General features: G+C 67.7%; 16 protein-coding genes. 7 read left to right on the forward strand and 9 right to left on the reverse strand.

Annotated elements, in window-relative coordinates; all coding sequences use genetic code 11:
- Positions 1–204: 204 nt before the first annotated feature.
- Positions 205–696, forward strand: coding sequence for a GNAT family N-acetyltransferase (locus DM816_RS31535; protein ID WP_117214023.1), 492 nt, complete (start codon positions 205–207; stop codon positions 694–696).
- 98 nt (positions 697–794) lie between these two features.
- Here the strand turns inward: DM816_RS31535 and DM816_RS31540 are convergent, their stop codons facing one another.
- Positions 795–1,400: a DinB family protein gene (locus tag DM816_RS31540; protein WP_211588944.1), complete on the reverse strand. Its 606-nt coding sequence runs from the start codon at positions 1,398–1,400 to the stop codon at positions 795–797.
- A gap of 48 nt (positions 1,401–1,448) precedes the next feature.
- Between DM816_RS31540 and DM816_RS44780 the strand changes: the two genes are divergently transcribed.
- Positions 1,449–2,261 (forward strand): VOC family protein, encoded by an 813-nt coding sequence (locus DM816_RS44780; protein WP_246002467.1) that lies wholly within the window; start codon positions 1,449–1,451, stop codon positions 2,259–2,261.
- A 12-nt stretch (positions 2,262–2,273) separates the two neighbouring features.
- A complete protein-coding gene (locus DM816_RS31550; RefSeq protein ID WP_117214025.1) occupies positions 2,274–2,804 on the forward strand; it encodes a hypothetical protein in 531 nt (176 codons plus the stop codon).
- Here the strand turns inward: DM816_RS31550 and DM816_RS31555 are convergent.
- The gene (locus DM816_RS31555; RefSeq protein WP_211588945.1) at positions 2,768–3,835 is read right to left on the reverse strand and encodes an alkene reductase; all 1,068 of its coding nucleotides are present in this window, start codon (positions 3,833–3,835) and stop codon (positions 2,768–2,770) included. The genes DM816_RS31550 and DM816_RS31555 overlap by 37 nt on opposite strands.
- 119 nt (positions 3,836–3,954) lie before the next feature.
- On the opposite strand from DM816_RS31555, the gene DM816_RS31560 reads away from it, so the two are divergent.
- Positions 3,955–4,452 (forward strand): MarR family winged helix-turn-helix transcriptional regulator, encoded by a 498-nt coding sequence (locus DM816_RS31560; protein WP_117214027.1) that lies wholly within the window; start codon positions 3,955–3,957, stop codon positions 4,450–4,452.
- Between the two features lie 257 nt (positions 4,453–4,709).
- Here the strand turns inward: DM816_RS31560 and DM816_RS31565 are convergent, their stop codons facing one another.
- On the reverse strand, positions 4,710–5,282 hold the full coding sequence (locus DM816_RS31565) for a DUF998 domain-containing protein (RefSeq protein ID WP_117214028.1): 573 nt from the start codon (positions 5,280–5,282) through the stop codon (positions 4,710–4,712).
- 105 nt (positions 5,283–5,387) lie between these two features.
- Here DM816_RS31565 and DM816_RS31570 point away from each other — a divergent pair, with 105 nt between their 5' ends.
- On the forward strand, positions 5,388–5,699 hold the full coding sequence (locus DM816_RS31570) for a hypothetical protein (protein ID WP_425455294.1): 312 nt from the start codon (positions 5,388–5,390) through the stop codon (positions 5,697–5,699).
- A 55-nt stretch (positions 5,700–5,754) separates the two neighbouring features.
- Here DM816_RS31570 and DM816_RS31575 read toward each other — a convergent pair whose 3' ends face one another.
- The 5 genes from DM816_RS31575 to DM816_RS31595 form a co-directional block, all read right to left on the reverse strand.
- Complete coding sequence (locus DM816_RS31575; protein WP_162908037.1) at positions 5,755–6,201, reverse strand: hypothetical protein; 447 nt, start codon at positions 6,199–6,201, stop codon at positions 5,755–5,757.
- Between the two features lie 23 nt (positions 6,202–6,224).
- Complete coding sequence (locus tag DM816_RS31580; RefSeq protein WP_117214030.1) at positions 6,225–6,452, reverse strand: helix-turn-helix transcriptional regulator; 228 nt, start codon at positions 6,450–6,452, stop codon at positions 6,225–6,227.
- A complete protein-coding gene (locus DM816_RS31585; RefSeq protein ID WP_117214031.1) occupies positions 6,449–7,297 on the reverse strand; it encodes an ABC transporter permease in 849 nt (282 codons plus the stop codon). The genes DM816_RS31580 and DM816_RS31585 overlap by 4 nt, the downstream gene beginning before the upstream one ends.
- Positions 7,294–8,163: an ABC transporter ATP-binding protein gene (locus tag DM816_RS31590; protein WP_117214037.1), complete on the reverse strand. Its 870-nt coding sequence runs from the start codon at positions 8,161–8,163 to the stop codon at positions 7,294–7,296. Before DM816_RS31590 ends, DM816_RS31585 begins: the two co-directional genes overlap by 4 nt.
- 114 nt (positions 8,164–8,277) lie before the next feature.
- Positions 8,278–11,463, reverse strand: coding sequence for a S8 family peptidase (locus DM816_RS31595; RefSeq protein WP_162908038.1), 3,186 nt, complete (start codon positions 11,461–11,463; stop codon positions 8,278–8,280).
- 79 nt (positions 11,464–11,542) lie between these two features.
- Between DM816_RS31595 and DM816_RS31600 the strand changes: the two genes are divergently transcribed.
- Positions 11,543–12,376 carry a PhzF family phenazine biosynthesis protein gene (locus DM816_RS31600; protein WP_117214033.1) on the forward strand — a complete coding sequence of 278 codons (834 nt, stop codon included), beginning with the start codon at positions 11,543–11,545 and terminating at the stop codon, positions 12,374–12,376.
- Positions 12,377–12,477: 101 nt separating this feature from the next.
- Here DM816_RS31600 and DM816_RS31605 read toward each other — a convergent pair whose 3' ends face one another.
- A complete protein-coding gene (locus DM816_RS31605) occupies positions 12,478–14,688 on the reverse strand; it encodes a WD40/YVTN/BNR-like repeat-containing protein (protein WP_117214034.1) in 2,211 nt (736 codons plus the stop codon).
- 139 nt (positions 14,689–14,827) lie between these two features.
- Between DM816_RS31605 and DM816_RS31610 the strand changes: the two genes are divergently transcribed.
- On the forward strand, positions 14,828–15,763 hold the full coding sequence (locus tag DM816_RS31610) for a pectate lyase family protein (RefSeq protein WP_117214035.1): 936 nt from the start codon (positions 14,828–14,830) through the stop codon (positions 15,761–15,763).
- Positions 15,764–15,942 lie beyond the last annotated feature (179 nt).

Here is a 15,942-nt window from a genome sequence, read left to right on the forward strand (position 1 = left end):
CAGGCACACAAGCACCACCCTCAACCCACCACCCCCATCCGCCAACCCACCCCACACACACGCGCCACGCCATCTCCCCCAAGCACACAAGCACCACCCTCAACCCAACGCACCGGCACTGCAAAGCCCATCCACGCGCAGCCGCCCGCTCCACAGTCCAACCCTCTGTCCAAGCACACACCGCTCGCTCTTTCGAGAGGACCCATGCCCAGCATCACAGCGCGCCAAGCCCTTCCCAGCGACGCCAGCGAGCTCGTCCGCTTGCGCGGCGTCATGCTGGCCTCCATACACGGCGGCGATCCCAGCACCCCAGGCGCCTGGCGGACCATGGCTGTCGAGACACTCCACAAACGTCTGTCCGATCACGACCCCACGATGGCCGCCTTCGTCGTCGACCGGCCCGGTAACACCGGCCTGGCCGCCTGCGCCGTGGGCGTCATCGAGACCCGTCTCGGTGGGCCCGATAACCCCAGCGGCACCGTAGGGTACGTCTTCAACGTCGTCACCGACGAAGACCAACGCCGGCAAGGCTTTTCCCGTGCCTGCATGCAGGCTCTCCTCGCCTGGTTCGCCGACCACGGTGTCACTCGCATCGACTTGGCCGCTTCAACCGAAGGCGAGCCGCTCTACCACGAGCTCGGCTTCAGACGCACCACCTCACCCCGAATGCAACTCAAACCGCGACCCAACCCCTAAGCACCTGCTCAGAAGCGTTGTCCGTAACTTCGGCGGCCATCCCGGCCGTGACCTGGCCACGGTTGTCGACGTTCCGGACAGGGCTATTGGCGACCTGCTTAGCGGGGCCCCAACCCGGTCTTCCCATCGAGCAGTTCGCGGATGATGTCCAGGTGGCCGGCGTGACGAGCGGTCTCCTCGATCATGTGCAGGATGATGCGGCGCAGGTCGGTCACCTCGTCCCCGAGCGGGGGCGGATGACGCGCATGCGGCGGTGCCGACAGCGGCAGCGAGGCGATGGTGGCATCGGAAAGCTCGCACTGCGCACGATAGAACGCAAAAACCGTCCCGGGTGCCCGTGGCGTGTTCAGCGGGAGATGATCGTCATCGGGCCACGGCAGCGGCTCCGCAGAACCGGTGGCAAGCTCCTGAAGCCAGTGCCGTTCGGCATAACCAAGGTGCTCGATCATGCCCAACGGTGACCACCCGAAGGGCTGCACCGGTGTCGTGAGCGCGGCGGGGTCAAGCCCGTCGACGATCGCCAAGACACTGGCTCGCTGTGCTCTCAGGAACATCAAGAGCGCTTCCTTCTCATTTGCCTCATCCATGCCATCCCCCATCCGTTCACGCCGGCCCGCACAGCCCAAGCCGTATTTCTGATGCGTGCCGCACGCTAACAGCCCCCGCCGACATTTTCGTATCCGTTCGCCGGTTGGGCCGTCCAATGTGGACCCGCTCGAAATTTGTCGCACCCCTGTGCGAGCATCGCGGGCATGATTGGACGACTGCACGGCATCGTGATCGACTGCCCCGATCCCGCGGCGCTCGCCGCGTTCTATGAAGAACTTCTTGGCATGATGCGAGTGCAGGATGAGCCAGACTGGGTTGTCATCGGCGATGCACCTGACCGACCGGGCCTGGCACTGCGCACGGCTCATCGAAACCATCGGTACCGCGAGGAGCGCCTCAAACTGCCAACCCCGCCGCAGGCCAACCGGGCCTTAGTCCCCATGGCCGCAATACAGACCCGGACCCAGCCCACGCCCGGCCCTGAAGGCCCTGGGGCAATCGGCGCGGGGGTTGCGTCCCGCACGCGTATGGGCTGGTTCTCGATGGGCGATTTTGGGTATCCAGCCAGGATGACCGAGCCGGAAACGGGCTACGAGCGGTGGCGGCGGGCCGAGCGGGAGCTGGGCGCGCGCGAGGGCGACGCGATCAAACCGATCGAGGAGACCGACGCGGTTGCCGAGGCCGTCGAGGACGAGACACCGGTGACCGGGCTTGAGGAGCTCGCGGCGCGGCAGGCGGGGGCGGCAGACGCCGAGCATAAGGCGCATGAGCAGGCCAAGCCGGATGAGCAGGCGAAGCCGGACCGGGAGACCGAGCCGACGAAGCATACGACCCTCGACCGCCTGGCCGAACAAAGCGAAGCTGGGCAACGCGAACCCAGGCACGAGGAAACCGGGCGAGACGAAACCGGGCGAGAGGAAGCCGGGGCAAGCGGACCCGGGCAAAGGGAAGCCGAGCGAGACGAAACCGGGCGAGACGAAACCGGGCAACGCGAAACCGGGCGAGGCGTGGAGTAGGGCGGAGAGAGGATGAACGATACGATCCGGGCGGAGGTGGCCAGGGCCGAGCTCGACGAGCTGGGCGCGAAGCATTTTGTCGACGTGCGGGCGACCGTGCGGCGCATGCTGGAGGAGGCGTCGCACGAAGCGCGCACGCATTTTGCGCTCTCAGTGGCCGAGCGCACACTCTCCCGCGAGCAGCACCCGAAACCCGAGCTGACCGGCTTGCTCCAGGCGATCAAGCGCGACTCCGCCGACGATGTCGCGGTCGGCGTGGGCCGGTTTTACCTTAGCCCCCAGTGGCGCGGCAAGCACGACGATCATACGGCGATGGCCGTCTTCTACACGGCCGAATGCCACCTGCACGGCTGCTTGGAGTTTGCCTGCTGGACCGGCTGGCGCGGCTTCGACTCGGCCGCGGCGGCGGCGGCCGCTGACGTTGTGTGGCCGCACCGCCGCCCGGTCGAGATTAGCCTGTACGCGTGGGAGCTCGCCCACCCCGCCATACAGTCCGAATTGGAGAGTCAGCTGGCCGTCGTCGAGTCGGTCAGCACAGGGTAGTCCACATATCCCCGGTGGTCGCCGCCGAAGAACGTGGCCGGGTCGGGATCGTTGAGCGGTGCTCCAATTGTCAAGCGCCGCAACAGGTCCGGGTTGGCAAGCCAGGCCCGCCCGAACGACAGCGCATCAGCACCGCGCCCAAACCACGCGTCGATGGTCTCCTGATGCACCGGCTGCTCGTGTGTCGCGTTCACCACCAGAACCCCCGCCCACCGCTTCCTCAACTCCAGGTTCAGGTCCAGATCCGGCGAGGCGATCAGATGCACATAGGCCAGCGACTCGGGCAGCGCGTCGACGAGTGCCGGATAAACCGTTGCCGCGTCGGGCTCCTCGATCTCGTTGTACGGATTTTCCGGCGACATCCGGAATCCGACCCGCTCGGCGCCAATCGCGGCGCTGACCGCCTCGGCGACCTCGACCGCGAACCGCAGCCGCCCGGCCACTGATCCACCGTAGGAATCGTTGCGCCGGTTGGTGTTCGCCGCCAGGAATTGATGGATCAGATAGCCGTTGGCGCCGTGCAGCTCCACGCCGTCGAAGCCCGCCTCCACGGCGTTGCGCGCCGCCTGCACGAAGTCCGAAACGGTCTGCTCAACGTCCTTTGTGGACATCTCACGTGGTACCGGAATATCTGCCAGACCGGTCCTCGTATAAATCTTTTCCTTAGTTGGTACCGCGGACGGCGCCAGGGAGTCGAGTCCCCCATTGTTGTCCGGGTGACTGACCCGCCCGGTGTGCAGCAGCTGCGCGAAGATGCGGCCACCCGCCGCGTGGACCGCGCCCGTCACCTCCCGCCAGCCCTCGACCTGGGCCGCAGTGTGCAGGCCGGGCGTGTCCATATATCCCTGGCCGATCGCGCTCGGCTGCACACCCTCGGTCACGATCAGCCCGGCCTCGGCCCGCTGCGCGTAATAGAGCCCGGCCTGCGAGCCGGGCACTCCCCCGCTCCCCGCCCTGCTTCGGGTCATCGGCGCCATCAGGGCTCGGTTGGGCAGCTCTAGCGGCCCGACCTTCAGGCTCTCGAACAGCATCTCCTGCTCACTCCCTTGGAATGCGACGTGCATAATGTTTGCCGACCAATTATTGGCCGACCAACATAAGTTATGCTTGGCTGGCCAACGATTGCAAGAGCAGGAGAGACGAGCGACAAGTGACGCAAGCCACACCACGCGACCACGACACGCACGAGGAGGCGCGCCCGGCCGGGTTTGATGACATCTATGGCACGAGGGTGGCGTGCGCCCTGCGCCGTGCCGCCAAGGCCGAGGCCATGCTGGTCGCGTCGCTGCTCACCGAGGCGGGCGTCTATCCCGGGCAGGAAAACCTGCTCCAACTCCTGTGGCAGCGAGGCCCGCAGAGCCAGGCCCAGCTGGCCGAAGCGCTCGACCTCGACCCATCGACCGTGACCAAAACGCTCCAACGCCTGGAACGCAACGGCCTGATCTCGCGCTGCCCGTCCGAGACCGACAAGCGGGCCAACGTCGTGGGCACCACCACCTCCGGCGATGCCCTGCGCGACAAGGTCGAGCATGCCATCGCCGAGGCCGACCGGGTCGCCACCGCCGGGCTGTCCGATGCGGAGGTTCGCGAGCTGGCCCGCCTGCTCAACAAGGTGACCGAAAACCTATGCGCGGGACGCGACCGATGAAGGTTTCAGCCTAGGCATTGCCGTCACTGTGCCGCATACAGGGTCCGTGACTCGCGGGCTTGCCCCAAATCGGCGGTCAGGTTTTCCAGATCCCCGACCACGACATCCCGCAGAGTGATCGACTTCGCCTAGGTGAAGCCGAACCCGGGTCGCCACCTTCGACCCGCACATCGCGTTCCCGCCGGGTCGAAGTCGAGGCCCCGAGGCCCGATCGGGGGAGACCACCGCACTCCCGCCCCGAGGCGCCGCCGACCAGGTCAGGCGGTCGCAGGTGCGACCACCTGGCGAGACGCGACGTGGCGCAGCGCGACCTGGATCAGCACGGCAATACCGGCCGCGGCGAGTACGCGCTCGGTGAGCCCGATGGCGACCCGGTCGAGCAGGAAGGTCGAGACGACCATCGCCGCCGCGCTCAGCCCGCCGAGCACGGTCATCCAGCCGGTCGCGCGCGAGCGGGCCTCTCGCGCCAGGAGCACGCCCGCACCAAGCAGCGCGGCGAACGCGGCCACCGAGGCGTAACGGTGCAGGTAACCCGCGGTGCTCAGGACCTGCCCGACCGGATCGGTCGGGACGGCTGCTGCCACGAGCAACCCGGTGGCCCAGATGGCGAGCAGCCCCGCGACGGCCCGCCTCACGTATGGCAGCAACGCCGCCGTGGACACGGCAGCCAACCCCATCGCGGACTCCACCAACCCGCCACGGTCGGACGCGGCGAAGTCACTGATCGTGTGCGCCCACGGGGACAGGCCGGGATCGGCGCCGAAGTGCCCCGCCACCGTCATCACACCGGAAAGGACCAGGCCCAACAGGGCGAGTTGCTTGAGAACCACTCCCCCATGATCGAGAGCCGGGGCATGTGTGCCATCGGTGAGAATCCCCTAAGAATCGCTCTTGTCCACATTGGACCGTGGTGGGCGCGGTATACCCTGGGGTGTGTGAAAGCCCGAATCATACTTGCCACCATCTTCACGTCCGTGCTCCTGACCGCGTGCGGCGGCGAGGGCAGCAACGTCGATTGCGGCCTCGACCAGTGCACCGTCACGTTCGACCGAGGTGTCGACGCCAGCGCTTCCGTGCTCGGCGTCGAGGCCAAGCTCGTGGGCGCCGAGGGCGACAAGGTCACCATAGAGGTCGCCGGTGAGCAGCTCACCCTGACCGTCGGCCAGCCCGCCACCGAGGCCAACGGCCTTAACGTCTCGGTCGAGAGCGTCACCGACTCGCAAGTAAAGATCAAGATCGCCAGATAGCCGCTGGCCAGACGCACTCGTTGAATCAGCGAAGAGGCCGGGCTCGATTGCGAGCTCAGCCGGAGGAGGCGGCGTTGTCCCATTTGGCGAGGGTCACGGCCAGGGCGAAGATTTGGACCGGCACGGGCAGGCCGGGAAGGTCGGCGACGGCGTTGCTGCGCCAGATGCTCAGGCGCTTGATGTAGCCGACCGGGCGGCCGGCCTTGAGCAACGATTCTTCCGAGCGCCACATGGACCTGCCCTGGAACTCGTGCACGTGGCCACCCGCGTCGACGGACCAGCGCCTACGGCCGACCCGCTCGGCGGTCGCCATGGTCGCGTCATCGCGGGTGAGGGTGAATCGCGTGCCCCAGGCATTGGACCGCACCTCGTATCGGTGACCATCGAGGTCGAACGTGCCGCCCGTGCGCCACATGGACGTTTGCCACTTGGTGATGGGCTTGCCGTCCATGACGATCTCGTAGTGTCCACTGAGCACGCTGCTCTTCCTGGCCTCCAACATGGCAGACATGCTAGACGGCTCGCTCAAGTGCTCCCCAGCCGCGGAAACGGCTTGGTGGAGAAAACCACCTCCATGGGCACGTCGAAGTATTCGGCGATGCGCAGGGCCAGATAAAGACTCGGGCTGTATTCGCCCCGCTCCAGGTAGCCGACGGTTTGGTAGTGGATGCCCAGAGCCTCGGACAGCTGCCGCCGCGACACGCCCCGCTCGGCGCGCAGCATCGCGATCCTGTTGTAGACGACCTCGCTCATGCCACCCGCTGCAAAGCCTGTTGCCGGCGTTCCTCCATGGCCGAGCCGGACTCGCGCCGCGCCATGCGTCGCAGGACGGCCGGTGCCACCGCGAGCCCGACGATTGCCCACACGCCAAGCACACCAAGCGTTTCCAGGTGGCGCCAGGACTGGCCGATCTCGGCTACGGCGGCGCCGTCCGGCAGGAGAGCCGCGCGGGTACCCAATCCAAGCCAATAGATCGGGAAGATCTGAGCGATGCCTTGCACCCAGCCCGGCATCGCATAGATTGGATAGAAAATCCCCGATATCGCGATCAGGCCCATCGACGGCAGGAGCAGGAGCCCGAACACGGCCTGCGGCTTGGCGACCGCGCCGGCGACCGCGCCCCACGGCAGCGTGGCCAGCAGCCCGAGCACCACCACCCACAGGAAGTTCAGCCAGCCGCCTAGCCCGGCCTGGCGCAGCTCCGCGACCACGAACAGCCCCGGGATCAGGATGATCGCCAGCGTGACGGCCGTGTCCAGGCTGGTCTGGACGAGCCTGCCCACGACGTAGCCGGTCATGCCGTGCGGCACGGCCTTGGCGCGAAGCAGCGTGCCGTCCTCCCGGTGGACCGCCAGCACCGAGGCCACGCCGATCAGGCCGCCCAATGCCACCATCATGCCGAGCATGCTGGGCAGTGTGGCCCCGGCCAGCGACACGGTCGAGTCTTCGACCCGCGAGTCGCGCTGGAAGACCAGCACGGTGGTGAAGGCGATCGCCGCGACGATGTTGAACGCCTGGTCCCAGCTGGCCATCGACTGCCGGAACTCGGCCAGGCCGCGGCTGAGCCCCAGGCGCGCGGCATAAAGCGTGGGCATCATGGCGTGGGTGCCTCCTGTTCGACTCGGCCGCTCTCGTGCTTTTGCACCAGCGCGATGTATGTGTCCTCCAACGAGTTGCGGCGCACTTCCAACTCGGCGACGCCTTCCCCGTATTGCTTGAAGAGCTCGCGCACGAACGCCGTCGCGTCATCGGTGGCATGCGTGTAGCGTGCGCCCTCGCGGGTCCAGCGCACCTCGGAGCGGCCCGCGACCTCCCGGCCCAGCGCGTCGGCCGAGCCGTCGGCGATGATGCGCCCGCCCGCGAGGATCACGATCCGGTCGGCCAGCTTCTCGGCCTCGTCGAGATCGTGCGTCGTGAGCAGGATCGTCATGTCTTCCAGATCGGACAGACGGTGCACCAGGTCGTGGAACTCGCGCCGGGCGTGCGGGTCGAACCCGGCGGTCGGCTCGTCAAGGAAGAGCACCTCGGGCCGGCCCACCAGGCCGATCGCCACGTCGAGGCGGCGCCGCTGGCCGCCAGACAACCGGCTGACCTTCTTGTCGGCGTGGTCCCCCAGACCCACCGTTTCAATCAATTCGTCGGTACCGAACGGGCGCGCCCGCTCGGCGGTCGAATATGGCGCGTAGTAGCGGCCGAGGTGGCCCAGCAGTTCGCGCACGCGCCAGCGGCCGTGGTCGCGCCACGACTGAAGCACCACCCCCAGCTTGGCGCGCCAAGCCTCGTCACCGTGGGCGGGGTCGACCCCGAGCACGCCGACCTGACCCGCCGAGCGGATCCGGAAGCCCTCAAGAATCTCGATGGTCGTCGTCTTGCCCGCCCCGTTGGGCCCGAGCAGGGCGAGCACCTCGCCCCGCCGGGCCGTGAAGTTGACCCCGTGCAACACGTCCACGGAGCCGTAGCGCATGCGCAGATCGCGCACCTCGATGACGGTTTGGCCCACTCGCCGCCCTCCCCTGTATGAGTCCCGGTACAGACCATAGCATGTATACTACATTCTGTACCGGGGCCGCTAGAGGATCTATGAGGAAAGGCCGTATGCCCTGATGATCGTCTGCTCGACCATGTTGCCCTTCGAGTCCTCCGCTACCGCGCGCAGCGAGACGAAGCCCGCGCCGCCCGGATGGACGAGGATGACGTGCCGCTTCAGGCCGGTCCCCACGACGAGCGCGCGACGCCAGGTCTGACCGTCGTCATAGGACAGGTCGACCCGCAGGCTGCGCAGGCTCCCGTGGTCGGAACCCCGTTGCTGTTGCACGGAAACGGGGAACGCGAACAATCGCCCGCCCGGCGCGCGATTGTGGTCGTCGAGCTGCGGCGCATACCGCACCGCCATGAGCGGCAACGGTTTCGGTTCCTCGCCAGGCACCTGCGCGGAGGCGAATGTCCACACCCCACCGACCGTTGTGGACAGTGTGGCGGGACGCTTGGTCGTCGCCTCCAGCCGGTATCGCGCCGGCTCCGCGGGCACCGCGAAGTCGGCCCAGTATTCGGGCGCCTCACCGACCAGTTCACCGTTGCGGTGCAACGTCATCCGGGTCGTGCCGCGCCGCGTGTCGCCCTGGTGGTTGAGCGGCTGATCGGCGTGCATCGGCAGATACACGTCCATCACGTCGCCGTATCGCGCCACGAGCGGCTCGTCCGGCCCGCCATCGGGGAAGGCCGGGCCGAACACGCCGACGTTCCAGCGCTCGACCTTCGGCCGGTGCGCCTTCTCGTACACCACGGGCCCAGACGAGAGCACGCCGTCGAACTCGAACGTCTCCGGGTTGAAGTTGAGGACCACCGAGGGGTGCCACGGCAGTCCCGGCGTGTAGAACTCGGTCAGCGATCCCGGCGTGGCCACGTCGACCATCCAGTCCTTGGCCGCACGCTCCTCGGGGTCGGCCGCCGCGATGCGCGTCTCGACCCGTGCCAGCTCGCTGTCGCGGATGCGTCGGACCAGCTCGGTGGGCACTCGGCCGTCCACTGACGAGACCACGTGGTACAGGTAAGGGCTGTCGACGAAGCCGCCGTTGCCATCAGGCCGGGCGAGCTGCGCACCGATCCGGTAGGTGAACGTGCCGACCGTGGCCGCCGTGTCCGACGGGCGCACGAAGAAGTGGTCGAACCCGAACCCAAGGTAGCCAACCCCGGTGGGCCCCCACAGCGTCTCGCGGGCGAACTGGACGAGCGAATCGCCGGACTTCGCCTCCGGGCGGTCCAGCGCGACCCCGGTCGGCCGTCCCTGCCGGGCGTCCAGCGTCAGCTCCAGATCGCGGGAGACGTCGAGCTCCGGTTCGACGATGACCGTGAAGTCCCGCCCGTACGGGCTGTTCTCGTTGCGCGTGGTGATCGACGTCTCGAAATAGTGCTTGCCCTTGGGCACGCGCGCGACCACCCGGCCCGACGCGTCATAGGGCACGACTGCCTCCTGGACCGCGATGTGAACAAACCGGATGAAGTAGTCCGATGTAGACTGTCCATTTCGGTCGATGAGATTCAGTGTGACGTCATAGCTTTCCACCTCCCGAGTGACTGTTATGGGGGTACGGATCGAGGCCTGCCCGTTGCCGGTGGCGTTGACGGATCCGGTGTAGGTGGTGTCCGCGGCCGGCACGCGCGTGTCGGTCGTGACCTTCACGACGGCCGTGCCGCCCGCGGGAACCGTCACGCGCGGCTGGTCCACGGTGAACATCCCCGCCGGCGCGTTGGGCACGCTCACCGTGACGTCGAGCGTGATCGGCTCCGGGCCAGCGTTGTGGTAGGTGACGTCACGCACGATCGGCACGTCATCGTGGTGTGGCCAGCGCGCTATGCCGTTGCTCAGGCTGCCGGGAGAGGCGTGCAGCGGCTGGGTTACGGCACGGGCGAGGTCGAGCCGGCCCGCGCCCTGCTCGTAGGGGGTGAGGTTGGGGTTCGGTGTGGCCGTGCTCATCAACGCCGGCTTCAGCTTGTCGGCATCCCAGCCGGTGTGCCTCGCGGCGAGGATCGCTGCTGCAGCCGCCACGTGCGGCGTGGCCATCGAGGTACCGGAAAGTTGCAGATATCTTCCGTCCACGATCGCGTAGTACTCGCCAAGCAGTGCGCCGTCGGCGTAGGCCGAGACGATGTCCACGCCCGGCGCGGTGATGTCGGGCTTGATGGCCGGGTTGGACCAGCGCGGCCCGCGGCTGGAAAACTCGGCCAGCCCGTCCTGCCGGTCCACGGCGCCGACCGTGAGCGCGGCGTCGGCCGCGGCCGGGCTGCCGATGCTGCGAGCGGACGGACCGGAGTTGCCGGCCGCCACCACGAACAGCACACCGGTCTCGGCGGTGAGGCGGTTGACGGCCAGATCCATGGGCGAGGTGCCGTCGCTCGGCAGGCTTGAGCCGAGGCTCATGTTGATGACATCGACGCCCTGCGCGGCCGCCCACTCCATGCCCGCGATGATCCACGACTCGCGGCCGCCGCCGAAGTCGTCGAGCACCTTGCCGTTGAGCAGCTTGGCATCCGGGGCGACGCCGATGTATTCGGATCCGCTCCCGGTGATGATGCCCGCCACGTGGGTACCGTGGCCGAACCGGTCGGTCGGGCCGGATTCGGAACCCGTGAAGTCCTGCTCGCCGAGCACGGCGTCGGCAAGGTCAGGATGCTTGGTGTCGATGCCTGTGTCGAGCACCGCGACCACCGCGCCCTGGCCCTTGTACCCGGCCTGCCACGCGGCGGGCGCGCCCACCTGCGCGGCGCTGCGGTCGAGCGTGGCGCGGACCGGGCCGTCCAGCCAGAGCTTGCCGCCGTTCTTGGCGTTGGCCCAGAACGCGGAGGTGTCCGCTTTGGACACCTCGATCGCACTGGCCCCGACGCTGCGCAAGGACCGCGCCTTCAGGCCGGCGGTCTGCCCGGTCACCATCAGCGGGACGGTCCTGCTCTTGCTGTCGTCGTAGCCCAGCTCCACCAGTTTCGAGACGTTGAACAGCCGGCTGTCCACCCGGCCCGAGGCCACCAGCGTGGCCGCGTCGGCCGGGATCACATAGGTGTCGCCGTGCTCCACGCGCTGCGCGAACTGCGCGCCCTGCCTGCCCTTGCCGGGCCGCACGGCGACTATCCGATCCGGACCGTCCAGCGGCTGGAGCACCACCCGGTCACCGGTCACCAGGGTCACCGTCTTGATCGCAGAGTCGCGGCCCGCGATCGTCTTCTGCGGTGGAACGGCCCCCCGCGCTGGGCTCGCCGAGGACGTGAGCACCAGAATCAGGGCACACGCCACTATCCCGTGTTTTCTCATACACTCGTACACGTCACATCGATGGAGTAAGTTGCGAACTATGTGGCGATCTTTTTGTCAGGTTGATGTTTTCACTGACGAGCCCTATCGCGGCAACCCGGTGGCGGTGGTGAGCGATGGTTCGGGCCTGAGCACGGAGCAGATGCAGCGCTTCGCCCACTGGACCAACCTGTCGGAGACCACGTTCCTGCTGCCGCCTTCGACCGATGGCGCGGATTATCGGGTGCGCATCTTCACGCCGACGATGGAGCTTCCGTTTGCCGGGCACCCGACGTTGGGCTCGTGCCACGCTTGGCTCCTGTCCGGCGGGTTGCCCGCTTCGCCGGATGGCGTCATCGTGCAGGAGTGCGGCGCGGGGCTGGTCCACATAAGACGGACGGACGCGGGGTTTGCCTTCGCCGCTCCCCCACTGATCCGCTCGGGCCCGGTGGACGCGGACCTCGTGGCCAAGCTAGCCGGCGCGCTGCGCGTCGATCCTCATGACATTCAGGATGCGCAATGGGCCGACAACGGCCCGGGTTGGGTCGCGGTGATGCTCGCCGACGCGGATGCCGTGCTCGCGCTGCGCCCAGGCCCGGTCGACCTCGACATCGGCGTGGTCGGGCCGCACCCGGCGGGTTCGCCGGAGGCGTTCGAGGTGCGGGCGTTCTTCCCCAAGGACGGGGCCACCGTCGAGGATCCGGTGACGGGCAGCCTCAACGCCTCACTGGCGCAATGGCTCATCGGCACCGGCCGAGCCACCGCGCCCTACGTCGCCAGGCAGGGCACCGCGCTCGGCCGGGCCGGACGGGTCCACATCATGCAGGGCGAAGACGGTCGCATCTGGGTGGGCGGTGGCACGGTCACGTGCGTGGCCGGTGAGGCGAGACTGTAGGCCGGTGCCTCACTGCACCCACAGGCTGTAGTGGAGTTCGTGATCGACGCGAATGGGAGGCTGAGCGTGGTGGGCGGGCCGGGCACCCGCCCACCACGGGCTTATGACAGGTCGCCCACGATCAGGCCACGGCCGTTGGTCGCGATGTAGACGCGGCCGTAGACCCTTGGGTCACCGCTGATCGCGGCGCCCGTCCACGCCCACTGATGCCTGTCGTCGTTGATGCGGACCCAACGGTGCCCGCCGTCATCGGAACGGAAGATGCCGCGCTTGCCCGCGACCTTCGCGCTGGTGAACACGGCCGGATAGGTGCGCCCCGGCGCGGGCTTGCCGAAGCCTACGTTGTCGGCCTCGTCGAGCCCCGCGTGGCGGGCGAACGTCGCACCGCCATCGGTCGAGCGGAACATACCGGTCTTGCCCGCGGACAGCCAGATGTCGCCCGCGACCCCGGGCACGGCCTTGAAGCGCACATCGCCATCGACCACCAGCGAAGCCGTGGCCGTGAACGACGCGCCCGAATCCGTGCTCACGTAGAAGTATCCGGCAGCGTGCCCGTAGAACACGTTGGCCCGCACCTGATCCGCCTCGATCACGGACCCCGCGGGCAGCCCGGCAACGGCGGTCCACGTCGCACCGTCGTCTGTGGACCGGTGCACGGCCGCGCCCTCCGGCGCCCACAACGACACGGCCCCGTCCGCGCTCACCGCGACCTGCCCGCCGCCCGTGATGCCGTCGGGCTGTGTCGCGGCCGCCGTCCACGTGACACCACTATCGCGCGAGATGCCGAACCGTGTCCACGAGCCGACCGGATTACCCACACGCACGATGACTTCGGGCGCTTGCCCGGCGTAGTCGAGGCTCTTGCCCGAGCCGAACGTCGGGGTGTCGAGCATCTTGCCCGGCGCGGTGAAGTCGGCGTGCCGGAAGCCACCGATGTCGCCGACCGCCGACAGCAGGTGTGCTCCGGTGGGTGGGCTGATCAGGTCGAGGATCGCCGTCTCCTCCAGCCCTCGCGCCTTGACGGCAATGTGGACGGTCTCGCCGCGGTCCCAGGCGGTGAGGTTGTCCGTGCCGTAAATCGTCGCTCCCGTACCGTACAAGAGACGATCTGAATTGAATGGGTCGATCTCCATGGACTCGGTCATCCAGCCGAGCTTCGGCGACTGCTCGGGCAGCGCCTTCGTCTCGTTCCAGGTGAGCCACGGCGATTCCGAGATGTCGATGTCGTAGCGGTTGACGCGGTCGGGCCACGCGGGGATGTCCCACGCGCGGGTCCACGTCGCGCCGTTGTCGGTGCTTCGGAAGAAGACGACATCGGGCCACCAGGAGATCTGTGTGGCGACCATGAGCGTCCCGGGCCGCTGCCGGTCGATTGTGAGCCCGGAGTAACCCCACCCGGCACCCGCCGCTGGCGTGATGTTGGTCCATGAATCCGTTGCCAGATCGAGCTTCCACACCTCGCCGTTGCCACCGTCATAGGGCCCGGCCGTGTCGCTGGTTGCCAGGTAGAGGAATCCGTTGCCGATGACACCCTTGTGCGGCAGGAAGCCCTTGGGCGTGCCCGGCACGGGCGCCCACGTGGCGCCGCCATCCGTGCTGCGGTAGAGCGGGTTGTCCTTGTCGGCCACGCCCACATAGATAACGTTGCGCGCGCCGAACACCACCCACACCACGCCGATCAGATCGCTGTTGTATCCGCTCGTGTCGTTGGGGTCGGGCCGGAACGTGCCCGGGTTGGGAAAGGACTCCACCTTGGACCATGAGGCGCCGAAGTCGCGGCTACGCCACAGCCCCTGCCCGCTCGGCGCACCAAAGTAGACGATGCTATTGCGGTAGGGGTTGACCGCGAGGCGCTCGCCCATGCCCCGGCCGGGCATGTTGCCGCCCAGCTTGAACGGCAGCGGCGCGGCCTTGAACGTGCGCCCGCGGTCGCGCGAGCGAAGGATGGCCCCGTTGTTGGGGTCCCAGTCGTTGGTGTAGGTGCCGACCGCGAGATACAGCCGGTCGGGGTCGCGCGGGTCCGTGGCCAGGCTCGCCACGCCGGTCCAGCCCCATTGGTCCCAGCCGACCCAGTCGAGCAGGGGGATCCACTTTTGCGAGCGTTTGTCCAGCCGATACGCACCGCCGATGTCGGTGCGCGCGTAAACGAGCCCGGGTTCGGACGGGTTGAAGACGATGCCGGGGACGAAACCGCCGCCGACCATCTCTGCGTTGCGCCACCTATAACGCGGCTGGCCGGCCTGGGCGCCGGTAGCGGATAACGCGCCAACGGCGGCTCCCGCTGCCAGGAGGGTACGTCGGGTCACAGTCATGACCGATAGTTTGACGACTAAACGAAATAAGTCAAGGGGAAGGCATTGACATACTTGAAACGTGCCCGGTACTTTGCGAGAACGGAAAGCGCTTTCCTGGACTTTTCCAACGCGTCCCAAAGTCCTGGAGGTCCCACAAATGAAACGACTCGCGGTAGCCACCGCCTTCACGGTCCTCACCGCCGTGCTCGGCTACGGCTCCAACGCGTCCGCCGCAACCTTCAACCTGGAGGGTTGGGCGACCCAGTGCGGCGGCACGAGCGGCGGCGGCAGCGCCAGCCCCGTCACGGTCACCACCGCCTCGGCGCTGATCAGCAACATGCAGGCCAGCGGCTCCCGGGTGATTCGGGTATCGGGCACCATCGCCCTGTCCGGCATGCAGAGGGTGGCCGCCAACAAGACGATCATAGGCGTCGGCAGCACCGCCACGATCACCGGCGGCGGGCTCAACATCGCCAACGTCAGCAATGTCATCGTCCGGAACATCAACTTCCGCAACTGGGGCGACGATGCCATCAACGTGCAGTACTCGACCCGGGTATGGATCGACCACAACAACTTCAGCAGCGGATATGACGGCGCCGTCGACATCAAGCGCGCGTCGGACTGCGCCACCGTGTCGTGGAACCGCTTCTTCAACCACGACAAGACCGCTCTGCTCGGCCACGACGATGGCAATGGCGGCGAGGACATCGGCAAGCTGCGCGTCACGTACCACCACAACTACTTCGACGGCAGCAACCAGCGCAACCCCCGGGTGCGCTTCGGCAACCCGGTGCACGTGTTCAACAACTACTACCGCGGCAACGGCGGGTACGGTGTCGCGTCCACGTGCAACGCGGGCGTCTACGTCGAGCGCAACTACTTCGAGAACGTGAGCAACACGGTCGTCACCCAGACGGGCTCGTCGCCTCAGGGCAACGTCAAGCTGCTCAACAACTATCTCGTGAACTCGGGGACCCCGGCCTCCCGCAACTCGGGCAGCGTCGCGGGCATCCCCTACAGCTACACGGTTGACGCCAACAGCTCGGTCAAGTCAATCGTCATGAGCGGGGCGGGCACCGGGAAGATCTGATCTGACCCGATCCCGAAAAAGGCGTTACCCCCGGCGGCGGCGCGGTTGGCAAGCGGCCGCGCCGCCGCGCCAAGACGAAACGGCGTGCGCCGCTTCGGCCGGCCGATGCCCGGTTGGCTGGGCGTGGACGGCGCCGCCGTTTCCCACCGCCGCCCGGGGCCCACACCCGGGCGGCGGGC

This window comes from Allorhizocola rhizosphaerae (genome assembly GCF_003426775.1).
GTDB lineage: Bacteria > Actinomycetota > Actinomycetes > Mycobacteriales > Micromonosporaceae > Allorhizocola > Allorhizocola rhizosphaerae.